Origin of the sequence: Paenibacillus sp. GP183 (assembly GCF_900104695.1) — a bacterium.
Taxonomy (GTDB): domain Bacteria; phylum Bacillota; class Bacilli; order Paenibacillales; family NBRC-103111; genus Paenibacillus_AI.
Map to the genome: position 1 here is coordinate 5239767 of NZ_FNSW01000001.1, position 22133 is coordinate 5261899.

Below are 22133 nucleotides of genomic sequence, written 5' to 3' on the forward strand. Positions count from 1 at the left end.
AAATCCCGTCGACGGTAACCAAGCAAAGGAACCTTGAAGCCACATTTACCCTAAATCAATATGCTTAAAAAAGTAAGTGCTCAAGCTGGAATAATGCTTGAGCCTTTGTGTTGGTTATATTATCGCTTATTGTGTGGGGTTCAGACCATCGAACCGCGGACCGAAAGCTTTTGTTTGCGCGAAAATATATACCCATGTCATACTGTTTACAAACCTACAGGAGAGATGCAACATGCGAAAATCAATTGGAATCATCATAGTAATGATCGCCTTTATTATTTCTGGCTGTGGTTCTACTTCAAAGTCTGGATTACAGGCAACGTCAGTTGTTAAGCAGCAAGTTGGAGATGAGTATTACTTTACCCAAGCTAACCAGCATCCGGAAAAAGCCCTTATCGACGTTATCAACTCATCAAAACAAACGCTTGATATTGCAATTTACAGCTTAACTTATCCGGATATCGTGGCCGCTATTAAAGAAGCAAAGAAGAGAGGCGTGGTCGTTCGTATAATCAGTGATAAGATTCAATCCGCTGGTAAAACTCAGGATGAGGCACTGAAACTTTTGGGTAGCGCGGGAATTCCAATGAAAGTAAATAAGCACAATGGACTCATGCATTTGAAGGTTACCATCGCGGATAAGAAGGTGGTCACTACTGGATCATATAATTACAGCCAGGCAGCCAGCACGTCCAACGATGAGGTTTTAATGGTCATACATGACGAGGCAGCAGCAAAAACCTTCTCGGATCAATTTGATAGAATGTGGAGTGATACGATGGGTTTTGAAACGTTACAAAAGAAAATTGCTCAATAATTTGAATTAAATTTAAATCATTTTTTAACTGTTGCACCAGAACCAGCAGCCTCGTTACTATCGGGCAGAAGAGTCGAATAAATAACATTAGCTAACCTCAAATTGTTGTGGTAAATTAAGGTAAAACCAAGCAAATTCGATGATCGTAAAGTTGGTATCTCTGATGGGGATTTTACGATGAAAAATACATTGTGAATTGATCGAACTGGGTATAAAGAGCAGCTATGAAGGAAGGACTGTTGAAGTTACGCCTTAACATGATCTTAGCGAGAGAAGGGGTATGCTGTGTTTCCATTTAAACCATCTCTTAATGCGTCAACCTTATTTCCTTTCAACTTAGGAGTTAAAGATCAGGTGAGAATTGCGGCTGGAGCCGGGTATGAGGGAATTGAACTGTGGGTCAAGGATATTGACGCCTACTTGGCCGGTGGGGGGACCGTCAAAGAATTGAAAAGGTACATCTCGGACACAGGGATAGCCGTCGTTAATGCAATTGCCTTTTTTAAATGGTCGGACGAGGGTGAAACGGAACGAGAGCAAGCATTCCTTCAAGCCGAGAAGGAAATGGCAAATCTTGCGGAGCTCGGATGCACTGCGGTAGCTGCGCCGCCTTTCGGCAATGTGGAGCATGTTTCCCTAGAAATGATGGCAGCGAATTTTGCAAGGCTCACCGGTCTGTCAAGCCGAATTGGAATCAAGCTGTATCTGGAGTTTTGGGGCAGGGCCAAGAAATTGTCCCGTCTCAGCGAGGCGGTATATGTAGCGATGGAAAGCGGCGTGCCGGATGCCCAAATTTTGCTCGATACGTTTCATATGTATACGGGTGGCAGCAGTATTGACAGCCTCGCTTATCTGAACGGAGATTTGATCGGCATCGTGCATGCGAACGATTATCCAGCCGCACCGGCAAGAGCTGTGATCGCCGATCGGGACCGCTTGTTTCCGGGCGAAGGGGTTGCGCCGTCACAGAAGCTGGCGCAACTTCTATACGTTATCGGTTATCGAGGGTACTTGTCTTTGGAATTGTTTATCGAACATTTCGGCACAAAGAGCGCTTTGGAGGTTGCCAAATCGGGCTTGGAATCATTGACTAAGACCTATCGGGTTAATGGTTGATGCACATTTGAAGGGAGTCGGTGGAATATGCACATCAATGGAGGTATTGGCTTATGACGATACGCATCGGTGAAGATTTGATTCGGGAAGTTGATGAAACCCGGGTGCCATACGGCATGCTTGCCATATGGTTTTTGGGACAAGTCAGCGTAATTATCAAAGGAGGAGACAAGGTCATCTATGTGGATCCGTACTTGTCCCCCTCTCCGCATCGGGCATTCGAGCCTCCGCTTAAGCCGGAGGAATTGACGAATGCCGATTATGTTTTGATCACGCATGACCATTCGGATCACCTGGATCCGGATACGATAGCAGTGATGGCGGCAACTCAGAGTGAAACGGTCTATATGGCTCCGGGATTTTGCCGAGAAACCATGCTGGAGCTGGGAGTTCAGCCTGACAAACTCCTATGGGCCAGAACGAACGAATGGCGGAAGGGACCAGGGTTCCGAGTGAAACCGATCCCTTCTGCGCATGAGGAGTTGGAATACGATCCTGGACTCGACCACCGTTTCGTAGGTTATGTGTTGGAATTGAACGGCGTAACCCTTTATCACGCTGGGGATACCACAGTATATCCAGGGCTGATCGAAACGCTGAAAGCCGAATCGATCGATCTGGGCATGCTGCCGATTAACGGACGCGATCCGTTTCGAAATGCGCGGAATATCGTCGGAAACATGAATTATAGGGAAGCAGCGGAGCTGGCAGTCGCTGCCGGATTCGATACCGTAATTCCTCTGCATTACGATATGTTTGAAGCTAATTCAGAAAGACCTGGATATTTTATCGATTATTTATACTCGCGGCATCCGATGCAGAAGAGCCATGTATTGGCGCGGTTCGAGCGGTACATCTATGTTTCCGGTTCGGCATTGAAGGAGGATATTCGTTGATGAATCCTTCAATTTTAAGGTCAATTCGCAGGGAGCTTACATCTGCTTGACCAGCCTTATTACCCATATCAACCCAATAGAATTAAAAAAGTTAGAATTAGACGCATTGAAAATTGCCCAGAAAAAAATCATTTACCCCTGTTCAATTATCCCCTATAGCACCTCTTGGCTCTTGTTCGATTGTGGCCACGGTAGATCACTACAAGATCATATCTCTTCCAGTCATTGTTTCAATCAGATATAAAGTATTACTTAGTGTTAGAAGAGGACATAAGAATTCCTAAGGCATCTTCAATAATATTGGAACATAAAATAGAGGAATGAATTATGATCGTTTAAATGAATATTGGAAGCGCTTCCATTGTACTACAATGATTATAAAATTAATAATTATTAAAGATCCACTGTCCAATTTGCAACGGGCGATCTAGCATCTACCGATTACGAAATCGGAGGTCAGAGAATCCGTCAGGGGCAGGCCGTGAGCGTTATGCTCGGGGCGGCAAACCGTGATCCCGCCAAGTTCGAACAGCCAAACCGGTTCGATATCGGGCGTTCGCCGAACCGCCATTTGGCATTCGCCACTGGCCCCATTTCTGTCCTGGCCGAATTGGCGTCCAAACTTTTGTTCCGGGATTTAGGGTCGATGTCCATACAATTATACGAAAACCTCTATCGAAGCATCTCGAAGTTAGGCGACTTACAAAGGGATGGTATCAACCAAAGTTGATGCAATAAATCGATTTTGGATTAAATATGGAAAATAACACAAAATTTATGGAGGTGCGGTACATGGAAAAGGTTCGTTTCTTAATTATTGGCGTTGGTGGAATGGGAAGAGAACACATTCGCAGGCTGCTGCAAGTACCGGAGGCGGAAATCATAGCGTTAGCGGATCCTTCGGCTACGGCGATCGAACAAGTGAAGGGGCGTTTTCCGGATTTGGCGAATGTCTCGGTATATTCGGACTATCGGGAGGCAATCTCACGGGTAAACGCCGATGCTGCCATTATTGTCTCGCCCCACAGCATGCATTTCGAGCAAGGAATGGCTTGCCTGGAGGGCGGCTTACACGTACTTATGGAGAAGCCGTTCGTCGACGGGTCAGAAAACGCAGCACATATCATCGCTCAAGCCGATACACTAAATAAGCATCTCGCAGTTGCTTACCAGCGCCATTTGCAGGGGCCTTATATTTATATCCGAGATTTGATACAGAGCGGGGAATTGGGCAATATCAATTACATTTGCGCGTATCAGGCGCAAAGCTGGCTGAAAGGAACGACAGGTACGTGGAGGCAAAATCCTGCATTATCGTGCGGCGGGCAGCTCAATGATTCCGGCAGCCATCTACTTGACGTCGTGTTGTGGGTGACCGGTCTCGAGCCGGAAAGCGTATCCGCTTTCATTGACAATCGCGGGTCGCAGGTCGATATCGACTCTTCCGTCACGGTCCGATTCCGGGAAGGCGCCATTGCGACTTTCAACGTAGTTGGAAGCGCTACCATTGGCTGGCATGAAGATGTGTCCATTCACGGCGATAAGGGAACGGTATTGTTCCGCAACGATCAAATATTCGTCGCTAAGGAAGGGCAGCGGGAATTAGTTGAAGTGAAGGATGAGCTTCCGGCTTCCAGCGATCCGAACCGCAATTTTGTCGATCTGATCCTCGGCAAAGTTAGCGAACCGGCTGCGCCTTCCAGCTGCGGCTTAAGAATAGCGCGTTTGACGGAAGCGGCCTGGAGAAGCGCGGCGAACGGAAGCCAAGTGATCCGTATTTAACCATGTAGGTATGATGACGGCTTTGTTCAGGAGGCTGACGTTCGCAATGTCGGTGGAGAGGACCGTCAGCCTCATCAACAAATGTATCATGTGACTTTGTCCGATCGGGATATCACGAGGTTTACGGCCTTTTGGATTCGATGTATACCTATGCTGCAATAGATGTCTTACTTAAGGTGATATTGAAATATCAAGGGAAATTTTCATCCACCCCTATTTTTTGTGGCGGAACGAAGTCGGGAGGCTAGAGCCTGTAAGGGAATTTGTATTCAGAGATGCTATTTATTAAACAATGAGGTGATCGCTAATGTATTCTTTACTAATCGTTGACGATGAAAGATGGGTTCGTCAAGGTTTGCGTTCCACCATCGATTGGCAAGCGGAAGGCGTCGAAGTGCTTGGTGAAGCGAGTGACGGGGAAGAAGCGTTAAAATTCATCCAAACCCGAACGCCGGATATTATCATCACGGATATCAAAATGCCGCGGATGGATGGTCTCGCTTTGATTGAAACGGTCAAGAAGCTCAATCTGCCATCGAAGTTTATTATTATTAGCGGCTATAGCGATTTCAGTTCCGCCCAAAAAGCTATCAAATATGGAGCATCCGACTACGTGCTTAAACCGATAGAGGAAACGTTGGTGCTGGATGTTGTTCGTAGATGCATCGCACAAATCAAGCGCGAGAATGAAGAACAACAACAAATCATTCAGATGTCGGAATGTATCCGAGAGTGCTTGCCTCTGGCCAGGCAGCGGTATGTAGAAACGCTTCTTACAAATGTAAGCGCTTTAAATAATGATTGGTTTACGTTGTGGGATCGGCTTAATATCCAGCTGAATCCGAATCGGCTGAAAGTAATATGCGTTCAAGTGTATGATTGGGGATCGAAGGCGGTTAAGTCCAAAGAGCAATACTTGCTCCGGTATGCTTTTGCCAATATCGCCGAAGAAATCGGTAAAGAGATGGGGAAGACGATGATCTGTCTTCTGGATCCTCAAGAAGATACGGATCTGGTCATCTTGCATTCCCCAATTCATGAGAATGACGATGGGACCGAATTCGGAATGGAATCCTTAATCCAGGCATGCCGCTGGTATCTGGGGATCGGGATCAACATCGGGATAAGCCGAATAAGCGAGGTTACCAACCTTCATGCATCATATCAAGAGGCTGTAAACGCCGGAGCTTATGCATTTTATGACGGTTACGGCAAGATTTACGATGCCAGGCGAATGGAGCAGCCTTATACTTTGCAGGTTCAGGATTATAAGGGGCCTAATGGCTGGGATACCCGGTTCGTGCATGCTCTGAAATTTAACAAGGAATCCGTGCTCACTGAATTGATTGACGAACTGATTTCACATTTACAATTGTGCTGCAGCAAATATTCTCCTCATCAACTGCGCAGCGGATTGACCGCTCTGTTCGGTGAGATTGAGAAGAAGCTGGAGTCAAGCCAATCATCGGAGCAAGCTTCCGGCAAAATACTCTCGATTCCTTACTGCACTTTGTCGGAGTTGAAAGGCGAGCTGCTGAAGGTTATCCGCGAATACCAACATACAGTACAGAAAAACTTCCGAAATAGAAAAAGGTTCATAGAGCTGGCCATCCGATATATGGAAGAGCACTATACGGAAGCGATCACCATGATCAGCGTTGCCGAACATCTTTATTTGAATCCGTCTTATTTCAGTAAAATATTTCATGAGGAAACAGGGGAAACATTCAGCAAATACGTAATTCGTCTCAGGATAGAAAAGACAAAAAATCTTCTTAAAGATTCCACGCTGAAAATATACGAGGTCGCCCAGCGGGTAGGTTACCAAGATTTTCGGCATTTTGTCAAGCTTTTCAAGGACCAAGAGGGGATCACCCCTACCCAATATAGGGATATAGGTGTGATGTAACCAGATAGGAGGATGTGCTTGAATCTTCATACGCATTTAAAATTGCGGTCTGTGGGGTACAAATTGTTTATCCTTTTTTTTATCAGCATGACTATTTCCATTATGATCATGGGTTATCTCTCTTATCAGAAGGCCAATGAAATCATCCGTTCCAAAGTATCACAGGTCGCATTGCAAACAGTGCAGCAGGCAAACAGACGTCTCGATTTGATCTTGAACGAGTACGCCAACCGGTCTTTAATCGTGTTCGGCTACAAGGAAATTCAAAGAGGCATTCTCGGAGAATACCGGGAAAGCTACGATCAATTTTTTAACAATCAGCAGATTGCCCGATTCTTATCCAATCTGGTCAACTCCAAGAACGACACGCTGAACATCTATATTTTGGGTGAAGGCAATGCTTCCTACCGATATTCCTCTAATGGCTTTGCAGAGCTTCCTTCGGCGGATAATGAAGATCAGGCTCAAGACTGGTATAAGCAAATTAAAGATGCGAACGGTCAGGTGGTATGGTATGGAATTCGGCCTTCTTTCATGAATCAAAATAACGGCGGAGACAATAAACCGGTCTTTGTACTCGGCAGAGCGCTCAAAAATTTCGATCATGTCAATGAGATCATCGGCGTGCTGATTATGGAGTTTGATCCGGAGCTGATTCAGCAGTTAATGTCCGAAGTCGATTTTCACGCACACGGCACTACGCTTCTCGTCGATCGAAGCAACACGGTTGTAGCTGATGCCAATGCTTCCCATCTCATGAAACCTTCCGGGCTGAAGCTTCCTTCCGGGCATAGCGGAGTTTTTACCGATGTGATGGATGGCAAGGAAATGATCGCTGTCTTCGATAATACGGAGATAAACGAGTGGAGGCTTGTCGGAATGGCACCGAACCAAGAGTTGGTCAGCGATTCGAGGGATATCGGTTACTATACTGTCTATCTCGTCATTGGATTTTCCGTTGTAGCCATCGCTCTTGCTTTTGCGGTCGCCAAATACATGCACGAGCCTGTGAGCAAGCTGCTCCGGTCTATGCGAAGAGCGAGAGATGGAGATTTCGACGTACGGATTATAGATAGGCGAAGCGACGAATTCGGCATGCTATTCCATAGCTTTAATACGATGGTTACCAGAATCAAAAACTTAATCGACGAAGTTTACATTCAGAAGCTGTTGAAGAAAGAAACCCAATTGAAGATGATGGCGTCGCAAATTAACGCTCATTTTTTGTACAATACGTTGGATTCGATTCATTGGATTTCCCGCATTTATAAGGTTGATGAGATCAGCACGATGATCTTCGGTTTGTCCAAATATCTTCGGATCAGCTTAAGCGAGGGCAAAGATTTTGTTACCGTACAGGAAAGCACCGAATTGCTGGAAAGTTATTTGTCCATCCAAAAGGTAAGGTATCAGGACAAATTCACGGTCAATATGCATATCGATCCGACGATTCTGCAGTATCGGGTATTGAAATTCGTGTTCCAGCCGCTGGTGGAGAACGCGATTTATCACGGGTTGGAAAATAAGCAAGGGAGAGGTCGATTGGACATCAGTTGGAGAAGCGAAGGTCAAATTCTTTATTTCGAAGTTGAGGACGACGGCGTTGGGATCGAATCCGATAAATTGGCGGAGCTGACGGGAGTGCTGGAAAACGAAGAGGTCGTCGGGGAACATAATTTTGCTCTCAGAAATATTAATACGCATATCAAGTTAGCTTATGGCCTTGAATACGGACTTTTCATTGACAGTGCTCCAGGTGCCGGTACGAAAGTCACGCTGGTCGTTCCGTTAAGATAACGCCGCATCCATTCGTCATGTTTCAAACGATCAAAACAGTGATTAAAGCCATACAGAATCCACTCAGACCGGGCGGTGGGTATCGATATCGAAATAATAAGTCTTTACCGGTAAAATGCACAAAAATACCACACTAAAAACAAAAGTCGCCTCCTTTCGTGATGCATATGTAAACGCATACAATGAAGTTGTGCTCGAAAACGAGCATATCAAAAAGAGGAGGTTAACCTATGAACAATGGAAAGGAACGAACAGGCGGGCATATTAAAAAGCTTCTTGCACTACCATTGGCTGCAACACTGGCGTTGGCTTTAACGGTCGCCGGCTGCGGCTCGTCGAACACCCCAGCACCCAGCAGCAAAGGTCCGGATGCCAAAAGTACGGATACCAAAAGTACGGACAGCCCTAAAGGCACTACTAGCTCGGGCGGACCTGTCACGATCGATTTTTGGTTCCCGTGGGGCGGTGACTATCAGAAAGATTTCAAAGCGAATGTCGTCGACGTATTCGAGAAGAAGTTTCCTAACATAAAAGTTAAAATGACTTTTGTTGAAACGACAGGCCAAACGCAGGCATCCGATAAACTGCTGACCGCCATCGCAGGCGGCAATCCTCCTGACATCGCTTTGTTCGACCGGTTCTTGATCGGTTCTTGGGCGGCGAAAGGTTCTCTGACGGATTTAACATCCTTTGTGAAGAGCAACGGCATCTCTCCGGATGATTATTATAAAGGGCTTTGGGCCGAAGCGGTTTATAAAGATAAGGTATACGCCTTGCCTTGGGGCACAGACAACCGTGCCATGTTCTACAACAAGACGCTCATGAATGAAGCGGGGCTTGATCCGAACAAACCGCCGAAAACCATTCAGGAATTGGATCAAATGGCGGAGAAAATTTACAAAAAAGGAAGCAACAACAAATATTCGCAAATCGGCTTTATTCCGTGGATGAACCAAGGCTTCCTCTATACGCAAGCGTGGAACTGGGGAGGCAAATGGGAGGATGGCAGCCATAAATTGACTCCAAATGATCCTCAAAATGTTAAATCGCTTGCTTGGATGGCCGACTACGCCAAGAAGTATGATATCGGCAACCTGACGAGCTTCTCCGACGCCATGGGACAAACCGGCATGAATCCGTTCTGGACGGGCAAAGTCGGCTTCGTGTTCGACGGAAACTGGATTTTGAACGATTTGGCGAAATACAAGCTTAACTTCGAATGGGGCGTTGCTCCGATGCCGGCAGCTGAAGGGTTTAAATCTGTCACATGGGCGGGTGGCTGGTCCTATGTCATCCCGAAGGGCTCGAAGCATGAGAAGGAAGCTGCGGAATTCCTTAAATTCGTAGCCCATACGGAAGGCACATTGCTCTGGGCGAAACGCCCTAATGCCGGTAACGATATTACAGCAATGCCGAAGGTAAACGATGAATTGAAGCTGGGCGACAATCCGAACCTGAAAGTGTTCCTGGATCTGATGCCGACAGCATTCACTCGACCCGTTACTCCGGTAGGCGCCTTACTCTGGAGCGAAACCATGCGCGTGCAAGATTTGGCGATTCACGGCAAGGGAGACGCACAGGCACTCCTTGATGAAGTGAAAAAGAATGTGGATGCGGAATTGGCGAAGCTGGGCAACTGATCCTTTCACGAACAGCAAGTCGAAATTAAGAGGGTAGGGCGGTGGGATCAGCCCTACCTCCCTCTTTTCCCAAACACAATTGTAAAAGGAGGTAATGGGATTGCCTATGATGGAAACTTCTTATGCCAAGAACGCAGCTTCAGTCGATATGGCCAGGAGAAAGAAAAACAGATTCGAGAAAAAGATCAACTTTTTCGGCATCGTTTTCGCTTTGCCGTGGATTGTCGGTCTGCTTCTTTTTCACGCATATCCGTTATTCATGTCGGCTTACTACAGCTTAACCACCTACAGCATTCTTGAGCCTGGCGAATTCGTAGGATTCAAAAACTACGCTACTCTATTCCAAGACAAGGTCTTCTGGATCAGTATTTATAATACCTTGTACTATACAGTGATATTTGTTCCTCTGAGCATTGTGATAGGCGTCGGACTGGCTCTATTTCTCAATTTGAAAATTCGCGGGCAGGGCTTTTACAGAACGCTGTTTTTTATCCCCAGCTTGGTTCCACCCGTTGCGACGACCATTATTTGGCTATGGCTGCTAAACCCGCAATTCGGGCTTGTGAATTTTTGGCTGGATAAGATCGGCATTTCCGGACCGCCATGGATCGGCAGCGAAGATTGGTCGAAGCCGTCGTTAATTCTCATGAGCTTATGGGGGACGGGGCAGGCGGTCGTCATTTATTTGGCGGGGCTGCAGGATATTCCTCAAGATTTCTACGATGCAGCCCAGGTGGATGGAGCGAGCGCATGGCAGCGCACGAAGACCATTACGCTTCCGCTGCTTACACCAGTCATCTTCTTCAACTTGATAATTGGCACAATCGGTGCACTGCAAAATTTCGTTCTGCCATATACACTCACGAACGGGCAAGGCACGCCGGCCAACTCCATGATGTTTTACGTGATGTATTTATACACAAACGGCTTTGGCTATTTAAAGATGGGATATGCCTCCGCCATGGCATGGATTTTGTTCTTGATCGTTGTCGTTTTAACGGCGTTGATCTTCGTCTCACAGAAACGCTGGGTCCATTATCAAGGAAAAGAATAAGGGAGGCGGAGTTGCCATGGGAAACAGCAGCGGACTTCGACCCGTTCAAAGGGTACTTGTCCATGCCTTATTAATTGTGGTCGGCGCATTTTTTCTATCGCCGTTTCTATGGATGGTGTCCACATCTTTAAAGGCAAACAACGAATTGTTTCTATGGCCGCCTGTGTGGATTCCAAGGGTTAAGGTGTGGAGCAATTATCCCGACGCTCTCAACTATATTCCCTTTTTCAAATATTTATGGAACACTCTTACCATTGCGGGTCTTTCGACCTTTGCCGTTTTATGTTCCTGCCCTCTTGTCGCTTATAGCTTAGCCAGAATTCATTGGAAGGGGGCAAAGCCGCTTTTTGCCATTACGCTCCTCGTCATGATGCTGCCCTACCAGGTGACGATGATTCCAATTTTTATCGCTTTCAAAAATTTCGGTTGGGTCGGGACCAATATTCCGCTGTGGCTGCCAGCTTTTTTCGGCGCTCCGTTCTTTATCTTTCTGCTCCGACAGTTTTTTATGGGATTACCGAAGGAGCTTGAAGATGCTGCACGGATCGACGGCGCTTCGGAGCTCCGGATTTATTGGCAAATCATGCTGCCGCTCTGCCGTCCCGCATTGCTTACGATTGCCCTTTTCCAGTTCATGGGCAGCTGGACGGACTATCAGGGGCCGCTCATTTACTTGTCGGATGAGAACAGGTACACGCTGATGCTCGGCATTCAAGGGTTTAAATCACAACACGGTGCTGAATGGCAGATGATGATGGCGACGCTGGTCATGATTACATTCCCGGTTATCGTGCTCTACTTCCTCGTACAAAAAGCTTTTATCCGCGGAATCACTTTCTCGGGCATTAAATGACACTGCATCTGCAGGCACAGGTGGAAATCGACTCCTTCACTTCGAATCAGGACAAGAGCCTTATCAATGGGAACCTCGGGCGCCATGAAGTGAAGGTGCCGGGTTCGTTTGCTTTGAAAGTCGTGAAGTTCACGGAAATGATTTATCAAGCGGCTGGGTATAAACCTTATTAGGCCGAGAGACAATCCGACAAAAAGGGAGAGAAAAGCATGAAGGTGCAAATTGGAATGCGCATTCCACCGAAGATCGGCGCTGAAGGACTAGAGCAAGTAGCCGCATGGGCGGCAGGAGCAGGCTTGGATGTGCTGGACATCCCGAAGCTGAATCCGGAAATCAAACAAGTTCTCGATGCGGCGGGAATCGGCATCGGCTCCGTCGATGCGGCACAGACCGGTGCGCTGCTGAGCAAAGATGAAGCGCGCCGGGTAAATGCAGCGGAAGCGGTCAAGCAGCAGATGACCGACATGGCTGCGCTCGGAGCAAAGGTCATGTTCATGTGTCTTGTGCCCGAGGATCATACGACACCGCGTCAAGAGAGCTTTGAGATTTGGAAGGACACCTTCCCGGAGCTTGCCCGTCACGCCGAAAGCCAAGGGGTTTACATGGCCATTGAGGGCTGGCCGGGACCGGCTCCCCACTACCCGACGATCGGATGTACGCCGGAGATGTGGCGTGCGATGTTCGAAGCGATTCCTTCCAAGCATTTCGGTCTCAATTATGATCCTTCCCATCTGGTGCGGCTCGGGATCGATTATTTGCGGGCATTGACGGAATTCGGCGAGCGAATCAATCATTGTCACGGGAAAGATACGGAGATTTTGACAGACGAGTTGTACGAATGCGGCGTTTTGCCGGCTACCTTCGGAGCGAAGTACGGATTTTCCGAAGGCTCGTGGCGGTATACGATTCCCGGACACGGCGCGGTGGAATGGAGTAAAGTCGCCGTGAGGCTTGACCGTCTGGGCTATCAAGGAGCCGTCAGCATCGAGCTCGAGGATCACCGTTTCTGGGGAACTCAGGAGAAAGAGCGGGAAGGTATCGTGAAAGCGGCGGAGCATTTGGCTTTGTATTTCAGATAACGGGCTGGGGAAATCATGAATTTAGGCGGGGTGAACATGATTGATAACCATTATCCCCAAGGATTTAGGTTGGAAGAAACTGGCAAGTACATTGATTACGCTCTTGCTGTTTAGCGTGACGGTTGGCGGCGCAGTCCAGCCTACGGAAGCTGCGGAGAGGCTTCGAGACCGCAATCGCAGTAAGAGCACAGCCGGCTCCGAGCAATTGAATGCGGATTCCGTCTTAAAACCGAGTTATCGGCAAGTTTCCGGGCAGTATAAAGGGGCGTCCAGTCCGGCAGCCACGAAAGATATCTCGTTCCCGGCCGATTCCTATTCGGCTTATGGTGGAGCCAAGCCTTCTTCGCAAGTTGTAGGAGGCGGTTCAAAGCCGACACTCGTGTGGGAGAAAGGTATGGATTGGATCGAATGGACCGTTGATGTGCCGGTAAGCGGACTTTATAACATGATTGCCGATTATTATCCAATGCCCGGAAAACGGCTGCCCATCCAGCGATCGTTGACCATTGACGGCGATTTCCCTTTCCGCGAAGCTCAACGCCTATACTTTTACCGAATCTGGGCTGATCAAGGGGAGCCTACGCAAAACAATCAAGGCGACGACATTCGGCCGAGCCAAGTCGAGAAGGAAGCTTGGGTCAGCAGTCCGCTGACGGACGGCAACGGATTGTACGCGGAGCCTTTCCGGTTTTCTTTAAGCGAAGGCAAACATGTCCTGCGGATGAGTTACATCCAGGAGCCGATTTCCTTCGGTCAAATCCGTCTTGCTCCGGCCGTGGAAACACCGGAATATGCCGCGGTAAAGAGCGGTTACGACGCCGCAGGGCTCAAACCGGTCAGCAAGGCGGATATCAAGGTTCAAGCAGAAAACAATCCGGTCAAATCCGACCCGACGATCCGCCGCGAATCGAATGGGGATCCGCTGGCAGAGCCTGCAAGCAAGCTGAGATTCCGGCTCAACGTGTTCGGCGATTGGCGCTGGCGTAAAGGCGGACAATCGGCGAGCTGGTCTTTCACTGTACCCGAGGACGGCCTCTACAAAATCGGCCTCAAAGTAGGTCAATGGTGGGGCAACGGACTCTCGTCCTACCGGCAAATTCAGATCGACGGCAAATCGCCGTATAAGGAACTGGAGCTGTACTCGTTTACTTATTCCCGTGATTGGCGTATGGAAACGCTTGGCAAAAGCGCCGATGAGCCGTACCTCGTGCATTTGACAAAGGGAGAGCACAAGCTCACGATGGTGGCGGAGATCGGACCATTCCAGCCGATCGTCGAATCGCTGACTGCGGACTCCAAGAAGCTTTCCGACATCGTCCGCCGGATCATCATGGTAACCGGACCTACGCCCGACCCGAATTACGTATATGAGCTCGATAAGCGCGTACCGGGATTGCTGGAAGACATTCAGGCGTTAGCCGGCGATCTGGGCAAGCAAATCGACGCGCTGCGCGGCATTTCGCAGAAAGATACGAGCATCGCGAACAGCTTGCTGATGATGAAGAACATGTTCGACCGCATGGTCGCGAAACCGGATGCTATTCCGCGCCAGCTGGAGGATATGAACAACAGCCTGACGAATTTGGGCACATGGCTCATCGAACTGCAGAATCAACCGCTCGTCATGGATTATTTCCAAGTCAGCGCCCCCGATGTGAAATGGTCCGGCACCAAGTCAGACTTATGGCAAAAGATGAGCAGCACGATGATGAACTTCTTCGCTTCGTTCCGCAAAGATTACACCGGCATCGGCAGCATCTATAAAGGCGGAGATGGGTCCCTCGACGTTTGGGTCGGCCGCGGCCGGGAATGGGCGGAAATCATGAAGGAAATGATCGAATCGGATTTCACGAAGAAGACGGGAATCCAAGTGAACATTAACACGCTTCCCGCCGGCCAATTGAACTCTGGGGCGGTCAATACGCTGCTTTTGGCTGCCAGCTCAGGCAGAGCGCCGGATGTCGCCACAGGCGTCGGCGAACAGCTGCCGCTCGAGTTCGCGATTCGGGATGCAGCCGTCGACCTGTCGAAGCTGCCGGGCTATGACAGCGTTGAGAAGCAGTTTCTTTCCGGAGCCATGGTGCCCTTCCAATATAACAATGGGGTGTATGCCTTACCAGAGACGCAGGACTTCAACATTCTCATCTACCGCAAAGACATTCTCAAGGAGCTTGGGTTGTCTGTCCCGCAAACATGGGATCAGGTGGCCGAGATGATTCCCGTGCTGCAGCAGAACGGCATGCAGTTTTATTACCCGCCGAGCAATCCGCAGGATCGTTCGCCGCTTGGCTTTGCCACTTTTTTGTACCAAAATAAAGGTGAATTTTACACCAAAGACGGCCGAAGCTCCGGACTCAATTCTCCCGAAGCCTACAAAGCTTTTAAAGAATGGACAGAGCTGTACACCAACTATAAATTTCCGGTTTACGCGGACCTTTTTAACCGCTTCCGAACCGGGGAAATGCCCATCGGCGTATCAGGCTACTGGACGTACGTCCTCTTATCGACAGCGGCGCCGGAATTGGCGGGACGCTGGGGAATCGCTGCTGCCCCCGGACACGTTCAACCGGACGGTACGAATGACCGAACTGCGGGAGGCCAGGTTCAGTCGGTCGTGATCTTTAAGCAGTCGAAAAAGCAGCAGCAAGCGTGGGAATTTTTGAAATGGTGGTCCAGCAAGGAAGTGCAGGCGCAGTTCGGCCGGGAGCTGGAGGCGCTGCTCGGCGTAGAGGCTCGCTGGAACACGGCGAACATGGAGGCGTTCTCGCAGCTTCCATGGCCCGAGGAGGATCAAAAGGCGCTGAACGAAGGCTGGAAATATTTCAAGGAGCAGCCGTTCGTCCCCGGCGGATATTTCACGGCAAGGCATATCGCCAATGCATGGAACCGGGTTGTGCTGAGCGGCGACAACGTGAGGGAGTCGCTGGAGCAAGCAGTCAAAGATATCGACAAAGAACTGGAAGCGAAACAGAAAGAATTCGGGAATTCTCCCTAATATGCCGCAGGAGAGGAGAGAACCGCTATGCAGTCCGGCATTTCTACTGCACAACCGGCGCGACGGGCGCTCCAGCGCCCGGTACGAAGCATCTTGAAGCTGTCGCCACGTTGGAAAAAAGTGTTGACCGGCTATTTATTCCTTAGTCCGTTCCTGGTCCTGTTCATCATGTTTACGGTCGTTCCCGTATTCGATTCCATTCGGCTGAGCTTTACTTACTATAATATGCTTCAGCCCGCTCGCTGGATCGGACTGACCAATTATAAGATTTTGTTTTTGGACGACGACATCTTTATCAAGGCGATTCAAAATACGTTCATCTTCTCCTTCATTACCGGCCCGGTCAGCTATATGCTATCCTTCATTCTCGCTTGGGTGATCAACATGCTGCGAGGACGATCCGTCTTCGCGTTCGCCTTTTATGTGCCGTCCATCACGAGCTCCATCGCGCTTTCGGTCGTCTGGCTGTACATTTTCTCAGGCGACCGCTATGGAATGCTGAACCACTGGCTGATCAACTGGGGCATTATCAGCGAGCCGGTGCTCTGGGTAGACAATGCGAAAACGATCCTTCCGGTCGTCATTATCGTATCGCTTTGGATGAGTATGGGAACCGGCTTTCTCGTCTTCCTCGCCGGTCTGCAAAACGTCCCCAATGAGCTGTACGAGGCTGGGGCGATTGACGGAATCCGCAATAAGTTTCAGGAGCTGTGGTACATTACCGTTCCGTACATGAAACCGCAAATGCTGTTCGGAGCGGTTAATGCAATCGTGGCTTCGTTCGGCGTCTTCGATATCGCCGTGGCGATGTCCGGTATGCCGAGCCCTAACTATGCCGGACACACGATCATCAGCCATTTGTACGATTACGCATTCATTCGCTTTGAGCTAGGATACGCTTCCTCCATCGCCGTCGTGCTGTTTATCGTGACCTTCGGTCTCGGCAGATTGGCAATGAAACTGTTTTCGTCCAAAGACGAGTGAGGAGGAGTACGAGTATGCCGACCATTCGAACCGGAAAGCTGGCGTCGTTGAAACGCATTCTATTGTATTTGAGCATCCTGGTACTCGTCTCGTTCACTGCTCTGCCGATCGTCTACATGGTTTCCACTGCATTCAAACCGCTTGACGAGCTGTTTCTCTATCCGCCGAGGTTCTTCGTGCAGAAGCCAACTCTGCGCAACTTTTTCGACCTGCTGACGGCGACGGACACTTCGATCGTGCCTTTCACAAGGTACATTTTCAACAGCGTGTTCGTGTCCGCCGCCATCGTCGCAGGAACGCTCGTGATCTGCTGTTTAGGCGCTTACGTATTGTCCAAATACCGTCTGCCCGGGGCAAACGCCATATTCGCGGTCATTATTTCCGCGCTCATGTTCACGCCTCAGGTGACGCAAATCCCGACCTATACGGTCATTTCCAACTTAGGGATGCTGGATACGTATTGGTCGCTCGTGCTGCCGAAGCTGGCAGTGGCCTATAACATTTTTTTGATGAAGCAGTTCATCGATCAGATTCCGGATGCGCTTCTTGAAGCGGCTCATATCGACGGGGCTTCGGATTGGCGCATCTTTTGGCGGGTCGTCATGCCCGTATGCCGCCCGGCTTGGGCCACGCTGATCATCTTTTCATTCATTGGCAACTGGAACGATTATTTTACGCCGCTTGTATTCACGACGAGCGAATCGATGAAGACGCTCCCGCTTGCGCTGCAGACACTGGCCGGCGGCCCCGGCGTCGTTGCCCGGTCCGGAGCGGTGGCGGCGGGCACGCTGCTCGTGACGCTGCCGCCGATCTTGATTTTCCTAGCCTTTCAGAAAATGGTGATCAATACGATGGCGTATTCCGGCATTAAATCGTAGGAGATGAGACGATGATACGACGCGCCTCAGCATGTTTCTTGTGCCTGGTCCTGCTGCTACTGCAGGCCGGCGAACCTGTTCGCGCGATGCCGGACATGTCCTATACGCGCGATCCGCTTCACGGTTACCGGATTCCGATCCCGCTCGCGTATACGGTCGGAGAGGTGATCATTGATGTCGGCAAGAAATCGTTAAATAAAGCGAGCGACTTGTTTATCGATTCGAACGGACTCTTGTACGTGGCCGATACGGGCAACAATCGGATCGTGAAGCTGGACCCGAACGGCCGCGTGCTTGGGACATTTGGGGAAGAACAGGGGCTGAAATTCAACAAGCCCGAGGGTATTTATGTGGACGATACGGGCGACATGTTCGTAGCAGATACGGGAAACGGCAAAATCGTCCACCTCGATCCGAAGGGCGCCAAAGTCGAGGAGTTCATTCGACCAAAGACGTCCCTCATGAAGGCAAATGCGAACTTCTCGCCGAGCAAAGTCCTGATCGATAAGCGAGGATATTTGAACGTATTGGACCGCAACGACCCGAATGGTTTCATTATGATCGACGCCAATAATCAGTTTCGCGGTTATATCGCTGCGAATCACGTTCCATTCAGCTGGCAGCAGCTGCTCATCAGGCTTCTTGCAACTCCAGAGCAGAAAGAACAGCTGAGCAAGGCGGTACCGCCCCAGCACGCGAATTTGACGATGGATGAGGAGGGCTACATTTATTCTCCGACGGTGCTCATCGACAAGGATCAAATTAAAAAATTAAACGCGCTGGGGACCAACATTTTTAAGAAAGACACGTTTTACGGAGAAAAGTCGATCGAATCCGGCTCGCTCGCGCTGCCGTATTTCGTCGACATCACAGTGGATCAATACGGGATCATCAATGCACTCGACGCCACTTCGAGAAAAATTTACCAATACAACCAGGAGGGCCAACTGCTCGCCGTATTCGGCGGACACGGGAATGTGAAAGGTGCGTTCGAATATCCTTCAAGCATCGGGGTCGACCGGCAAGGGCGAATCTTCGTGCTCGACCGGGACCGCAATAACATCCAAGTGTTCGAACCGACGCACTTCTCGGAATTGATCCACCAGGCCAGTGCATTGTACTTCAACGGACGGTACGAAGAAGCGTTGAAGCCATGGCATGAAGTGCTGCAGATCGATGAAAATTATCCACTCGCGCACCGCGGAGTGGCGAAAGCGCTCTATAAGCAGGAGCGTTGGGAGGAATCGATGGCCGAATTCAAGCTGGCCGGGGATCAAGAGGGATATTCCGACGCCTTCGGGCAATACCGCCGAGCGTATATGAAGAGCCATTTCGGATGGGTTGTGCTGATCTTCGCGATTATGCTCTATGTGCTCTATTTCATTGTCAAGAGGCTCCGCGGATTTGCCCATATGATCGTAAGGAGGTTAGGCTATTGAGCGGGTATACTTCCGTACTGCCGCGCGTCCGGCGGCCGCTTGAGATCGCCTTGGCTGTCTTATTCCACCCGGCCGACGCATTTCGCGAGCTGCGCGGTTTTCGAAGCTTCACGTCCGCCTGCATTCTGCTGCTGCTGACGTTCGCCGTGCGGGTCGTCTCTATCCTGATCACATCGTTTCATATGACCAACCTGCAGCCCGAGGATGCCAACATCGTACTGGAATTCATTCGGTTCATTTTTCCGCTTCTATCTTGGGCTGTATGCTGTTATTTGATCACTTCGATTATGGACGGCGAGTCTTTTTTCAGCAACGTCTTTCTCGCTGTATCGTACTCCATGGTCCCTTACATCTTGTTTACTCTGCCGATCGCGGCGCTCACGCTGCTGCTGACGCGCGACGAATTGTATGTATACATCACGCTGAACTCTATCGTCTGGCTGTGGGTCGGGGTGCTGCTCGTCATCAATATAGCTGTTATGAACGATTATTCGTTCAAGAAAACGATTGGCGTCACGTTGCTGAGCCTGTTTGCGCTCATTATTTTCTGGGCGACGATCGGCTTGACCTTTGCGCTCACCAATCACGTCATCATGTTCGTGAAGGATGTTTATAACGAAGTGCGTTATTTAATGTCCAACTGAGGGGAGGAGGACATCCTCACTAATGAAGAAATATTGGATCAAATGGAGCTTATGGATAGCTGTGCTTGCCGTTGTCGCCATCATCGTCTTGCAGATTCGCGAGCACTTTCCCGCTCTGTCAGACGGGGGAACCGAAGTGAAGGCGGCTAAGCAAGAAGCGGCGGTTGCAGCCTCGGTTACCGTTCTGGCGCCTGAGGAAGGATTTGTTAAAGCTGCGGGGACGGACCGGCTTGAGCTGTATTTCCGTTCCTTGGATTCGGCCATTCAGCTAAAGGATAAGCGAAACGGGTTCGTTTGGCGTTCTGCCTATCCGCTCAGGGACGCTAAAGTGGACGGCAATGATTTATGGAAGGCGGACAGCCAATCGATATTTCATATCAGCTATACGAACCCGAACACGCCTACATTGGAAGTGCTGGAATCGAACTCCGTCGCACTGCAGCCGAAGATGGAGTCCAAGCCGATCGAGAACGGGATATCGATACATTATGAAATGGAGCAGCTCAAGATAAGCTTCACTATGGAGTTTCAGCTGAAGAACGACGGTTTGGAAGTTCGCGTGCCTGCGGAATCGGTTCAAGAATCGGATAAGTACGCGATCATGAGACTTTCTCCGCTGCCGTTCTTCGGTTCGGCAGGCGATGAGATCGAAGGCTACGCTTTTTACCCTGACGGGCCTGGGGCGTTATCTTATTTTAAACCGAATCATCCTCAATATATGGAGCCTTATCGGACTGGCGTTTACAGCCCGGATCAGATTCTGTTCAATGACTACAATAGGCCGGAGAATGCGTTTTTCCCAGTATTCGGCATGAAGGTAAAGGACAATGCTTTCATGGGAATCATTACGGATGGTGAATTCGATTCATCCGTCGTTTACGCTCCCAGTGGCTACTTAATCAACTTGAATCGAACATCGGCGGAATTCACCTATCGCAGATCCTACGAAGCCGTAAAACAGAACGGAAACTTGGCGATGCGGGCGGAAAAAAAATTGCTGCGCATGGACCACAAGGTCCGCTATTTGTTCTATGGCGGCAATGAGGCTAATTACAGCCATATGGCCGTTTCGTACCGCAGTTACTTAATGAAAGAAAAAGGTCTCATACCGCGAATGAAGAAAGGCGATCCGATTCCGCTCGGCATCGACCTGCTGACGGGGATTAAGCAGCAGCGCATCGTATCCGACCGGTTTTTGCCGGCAACCACGTTCGAGCAAGCCGCCCAAATCATAAAGGATCTGCACGACAAGGGAATCGAATCGTTATCCGCAAATTTGCTCGGCTGGACTAAGCAGGGATTCGGCTTCCTGCCATCTGAGCTGCCTGCTGCGTCTCAATTAGGAGGCATGAAGGGACTGGAGGCGCTCTCCCGCTCGGCTAAAGAGAACGGTAGCAGTCTGTATTTGACGGATGATTTCGTGTTCGCGTACAAGGGCGGCTCTAACGGCAGCTTCTCGGTACGCGACGACGTCATCAAGGGAGCGAATCATTTTCCAGTGACAGACCCCTTTAACCAAACGTTCTTCCTGAACGCCCGCAAGCGGAATTTGATCTTCCAAAGCGGTTATCTCGATAGCTTGAAGCCGCTGCAGGTTACCGGCATTCAATTCGATTCGTTCGGGTTTATGGATTACTTTGATTACAACGACAGCTTTCCGCTGACCCGCGAAGGGACTGCTGGCGAATGGATGGAGATGATGCGCAAATCCCGTGCCCAGTTCGGCGGAGCGGCAGCCTCGGGAGGGAACGCATACGTGCTTCCGTACACAGACCGGATTTTCAGCTTGGGGACGAAGGACAGCGGGTACTTCTTCACTGACGAAACGGTACCGTTCTACCAAATGGTCGTCCATGGCTTAATCCCTTACTCCGGGAGACCGCAAAATTTGTTTCACGACCCGCAGGTGCAGTTTTTGAAAATGGTGGAGTACGGCTATATGCCGTTTTATCAGCTTACTTATCAGCACTCGGAGGAACTGAAGGACACGTTCTTCGCCGATCTGTTCAGCTCCCGCTACAGCAGCTGGTCCGACGCCATTGTGAGCAAGTATAAGGAAATGAACGATAAGCTCCGCGGTACCTGGTCGCAAACGATGGTCGACCACCGCAGGCTGAAGGACAATGTGATTCAAACGACATACGAGGACGGGACGCGCATTATCGTGAACTACGACAATGACGCCTTCCAGATTGACGGACATACCGTTCCCGGACAAAATTACTTCGTGCTTCCGAAGGAGGGGTAAAT

Annotated in this window: 18 protein-coding genes; all 18 read left to right on the plus strand. The window is 49.6% G+C overall.

Annotation, left to right across the window (positions count from 1 at the left end; genetic code table 11):
• Positions 1-232: 232 nt before the first annotated feature.
• Positions 233-817, plus strand: a complete 585-nt coding sequence (locus tag BLV33_RS25870) for a phospholipase D-like domain-containing protein (protein WP_090798297.1) — start codon at positions 233-235, stop codon at positions 815-817.
• Between the two features lie 354 nt (positions 818-1171).
• A complete protein-coding gene (locus BLV33_RS25875; protein ID WP_171909308.1) occupies positions 1172-1933 on the plus strand; it encodes a sugar phosphate isomerase/epimerase family protein in 762 nt (253 codons plus the stop codon).
• A gap of 53 nt (positions 1934-1986) precedes the next feature.
• Positions 1987-2829, plus strand: a complete 843-nt coding sequence (locus tag BLV33_RS25880; RefSeq protein WP_090798301.1) for an MBL fold metallo-hydrolase — start codon at positions 1987-1989, stop codon at positions 2827-2829.
• A 490-nt stretch (positions 2830-3319) separates the two neighbouring features.
• The gene (locus tag BLV33_RS30935) at positions 3320-3559 is read left to right on the plus strand and encodes a hypothetical protein (RefSeq protein WP_090798303.1); all 240 of its coding nucleotides are present in this window, start codon (positions 3320-3322) and stop codon (positions 3557-3559) included.
• A gap of 62 nt (positions 3560-3621) precedes the next feature.
• A complete protein-coding gene (locus BLV33_RS25890) occupies positions 3622-4611 on the plus strand; it encodes a Gfo/Idh/MocA family protein (RefSeq protein ID WP_090798305.1) in 990 nt (329 codons plus the stop codon).
• Between the two features lie 307 nt (positions 4612-4918).
• Complete coding sequence (locus BLV33_RS25895; RefSeq protein WP_090798307.1) at positions 4919-6520, plus strand: response regulator transcription factor; 1602 nt, start codon at positions 4919-4921, stop codon at positions 6518-6520.
• A gap of 18 nt (positions 6521-6538) precedes the next feature.
• Complete coding sequence (locus BLV33_RS25900) at positions 6539-8317, plus strand: cache domain-containing sensor histidine kinase (RefSeq protein ID WP_171909309.1); 1779 nt, start codon at positions 6539-6541, stop codon at positions 8315-8317.
• Positions 8318-8547: 230 nt separating this feature from the next.
• Positions 8548-9957, plus strand: coding sequence for an ABC transporter substrate-binding protein (locus BLV33_RS25905; protein ID WP_090798311.1), 1410 nt, complete (start codon positions 8548-8550; stop codon positions 9955-9957).
• 106 nt (positions 9958-10063) lie between these two features.
• Positions 10064-11011 (plus strand): carbohydrate ABC transporter permease, encoded by a 948-nt coding sequence (locus BLV33_RS25910; protein WP_216234869.1) that lies wholly within the window; start codon positions 10064-10066, stop codon positions 11009-11011.
• A 16-nt stretch (positions 11012-11027) separates the two neighbouring features.
• Positions 11028-11864 carry a carbohydrate ABC transporter permease gene (locus tag BLV33_RS25915; protein ID WP_090798313.1) on the plus strand — a complete coding sequence of 279 codons (837 nt, stop codon included), beginning with the start codon at positions 11028-11030 and terminating at the stop codon, positions 11862-11864.
• Positions 11861-12037, plus strand: coding sequence for a hypothetical protein (locus tag BLV33_RS29035; protein ID WP_253187182.1), 177 nt, complete (start codon positions 11861-11863; stop codon positions 12035-12037). The genes BLV33_RS25915 and BLV33_RS29035 overlap by 4 nt, the downstream gene beginning before the upstream one ends.
• A gap of 36 nt (positions 12038-12073) precedes the next feature.
• The gene (locus BLV33_RS25920) at positions 12074-12943 is read left to right on the plus strand and encodes a sugar phosphate isomerase/epimerase family protein (protein ID WP_090798315.1); all 870 of its coding nucleotides are present in this window, start codon (positions 12074-12076) and stop codon (positions 12941-12943) included.
• A gap of 40 nt (positions 12944-12983) precedes the next feature.
• Complete coding sequence (locus tag BLV33_RS25925; RefSeq protein WP_090798317.1) at positions 12984-15938, plus strand: extracellular solute-binding protein; 2955 nt, start codon at positions 12984-12986, stop codon at positions 15936-15938.
• A 27-nt stretch (positions 15939-15965) separates the two neighbouring features.
• Positions 15966-16922 (plus strand): carbohydrate ABC transporter permease, encoded by a 957-nt coding sequence (locus BLV33_RS25930; protein WP_090798319.1) that lies wholly within the window; start codon positions 15966-15968, stop codon positions 16920-16922.
• 14 nt (positions 16923-16936) lie between these two features.
• A complete protein-coding gene (locus BLV33_RS25935; protein ID WP_090798321.1) occupies positions 16937-17800 on the plus strand; it encodes a carbohydrate ABC transporter permease in 864 nt (287 codons plus the stop codon).
• An 11-nt stretch (positions 17801-17811) separates the two neighbouring features.
• A complete protein-coding gene (locus BLV33_RS25940) occupies positions 17812-19239 on the plus strand; it encodes a tetratricopeptide repeat protein (protein WP_090798323.1) in 1428 nt (475 codons plus the stop codon).
• Positions 19236-19883, plus strand: coding sequence for a YIP1 family protein (locus tag BLV33_RS25945; protein ID WP_171909310.1), 648 nt, complete (start codon positions 19236-19238; stop codon positions 19881-19883). Before BLV33_RS25940 ends, BLV33_RS25945 begins: the two co-directional genes overlap by 4 nt.
• A gap of 22 nt (positions 19884-19905) precedes the next feature.
• Complete coding sequence (locus tag BLV33_RS25950) at positions 19906-22131, plus strand: DUF5696 domain-containing protein (protein WP_090798327.1); 2226 nt, start codon at positions 19906-19908, stop codon at positions 22129-22131.
• Positions 22132-22133: the final 2 nt, after the last annotated feature.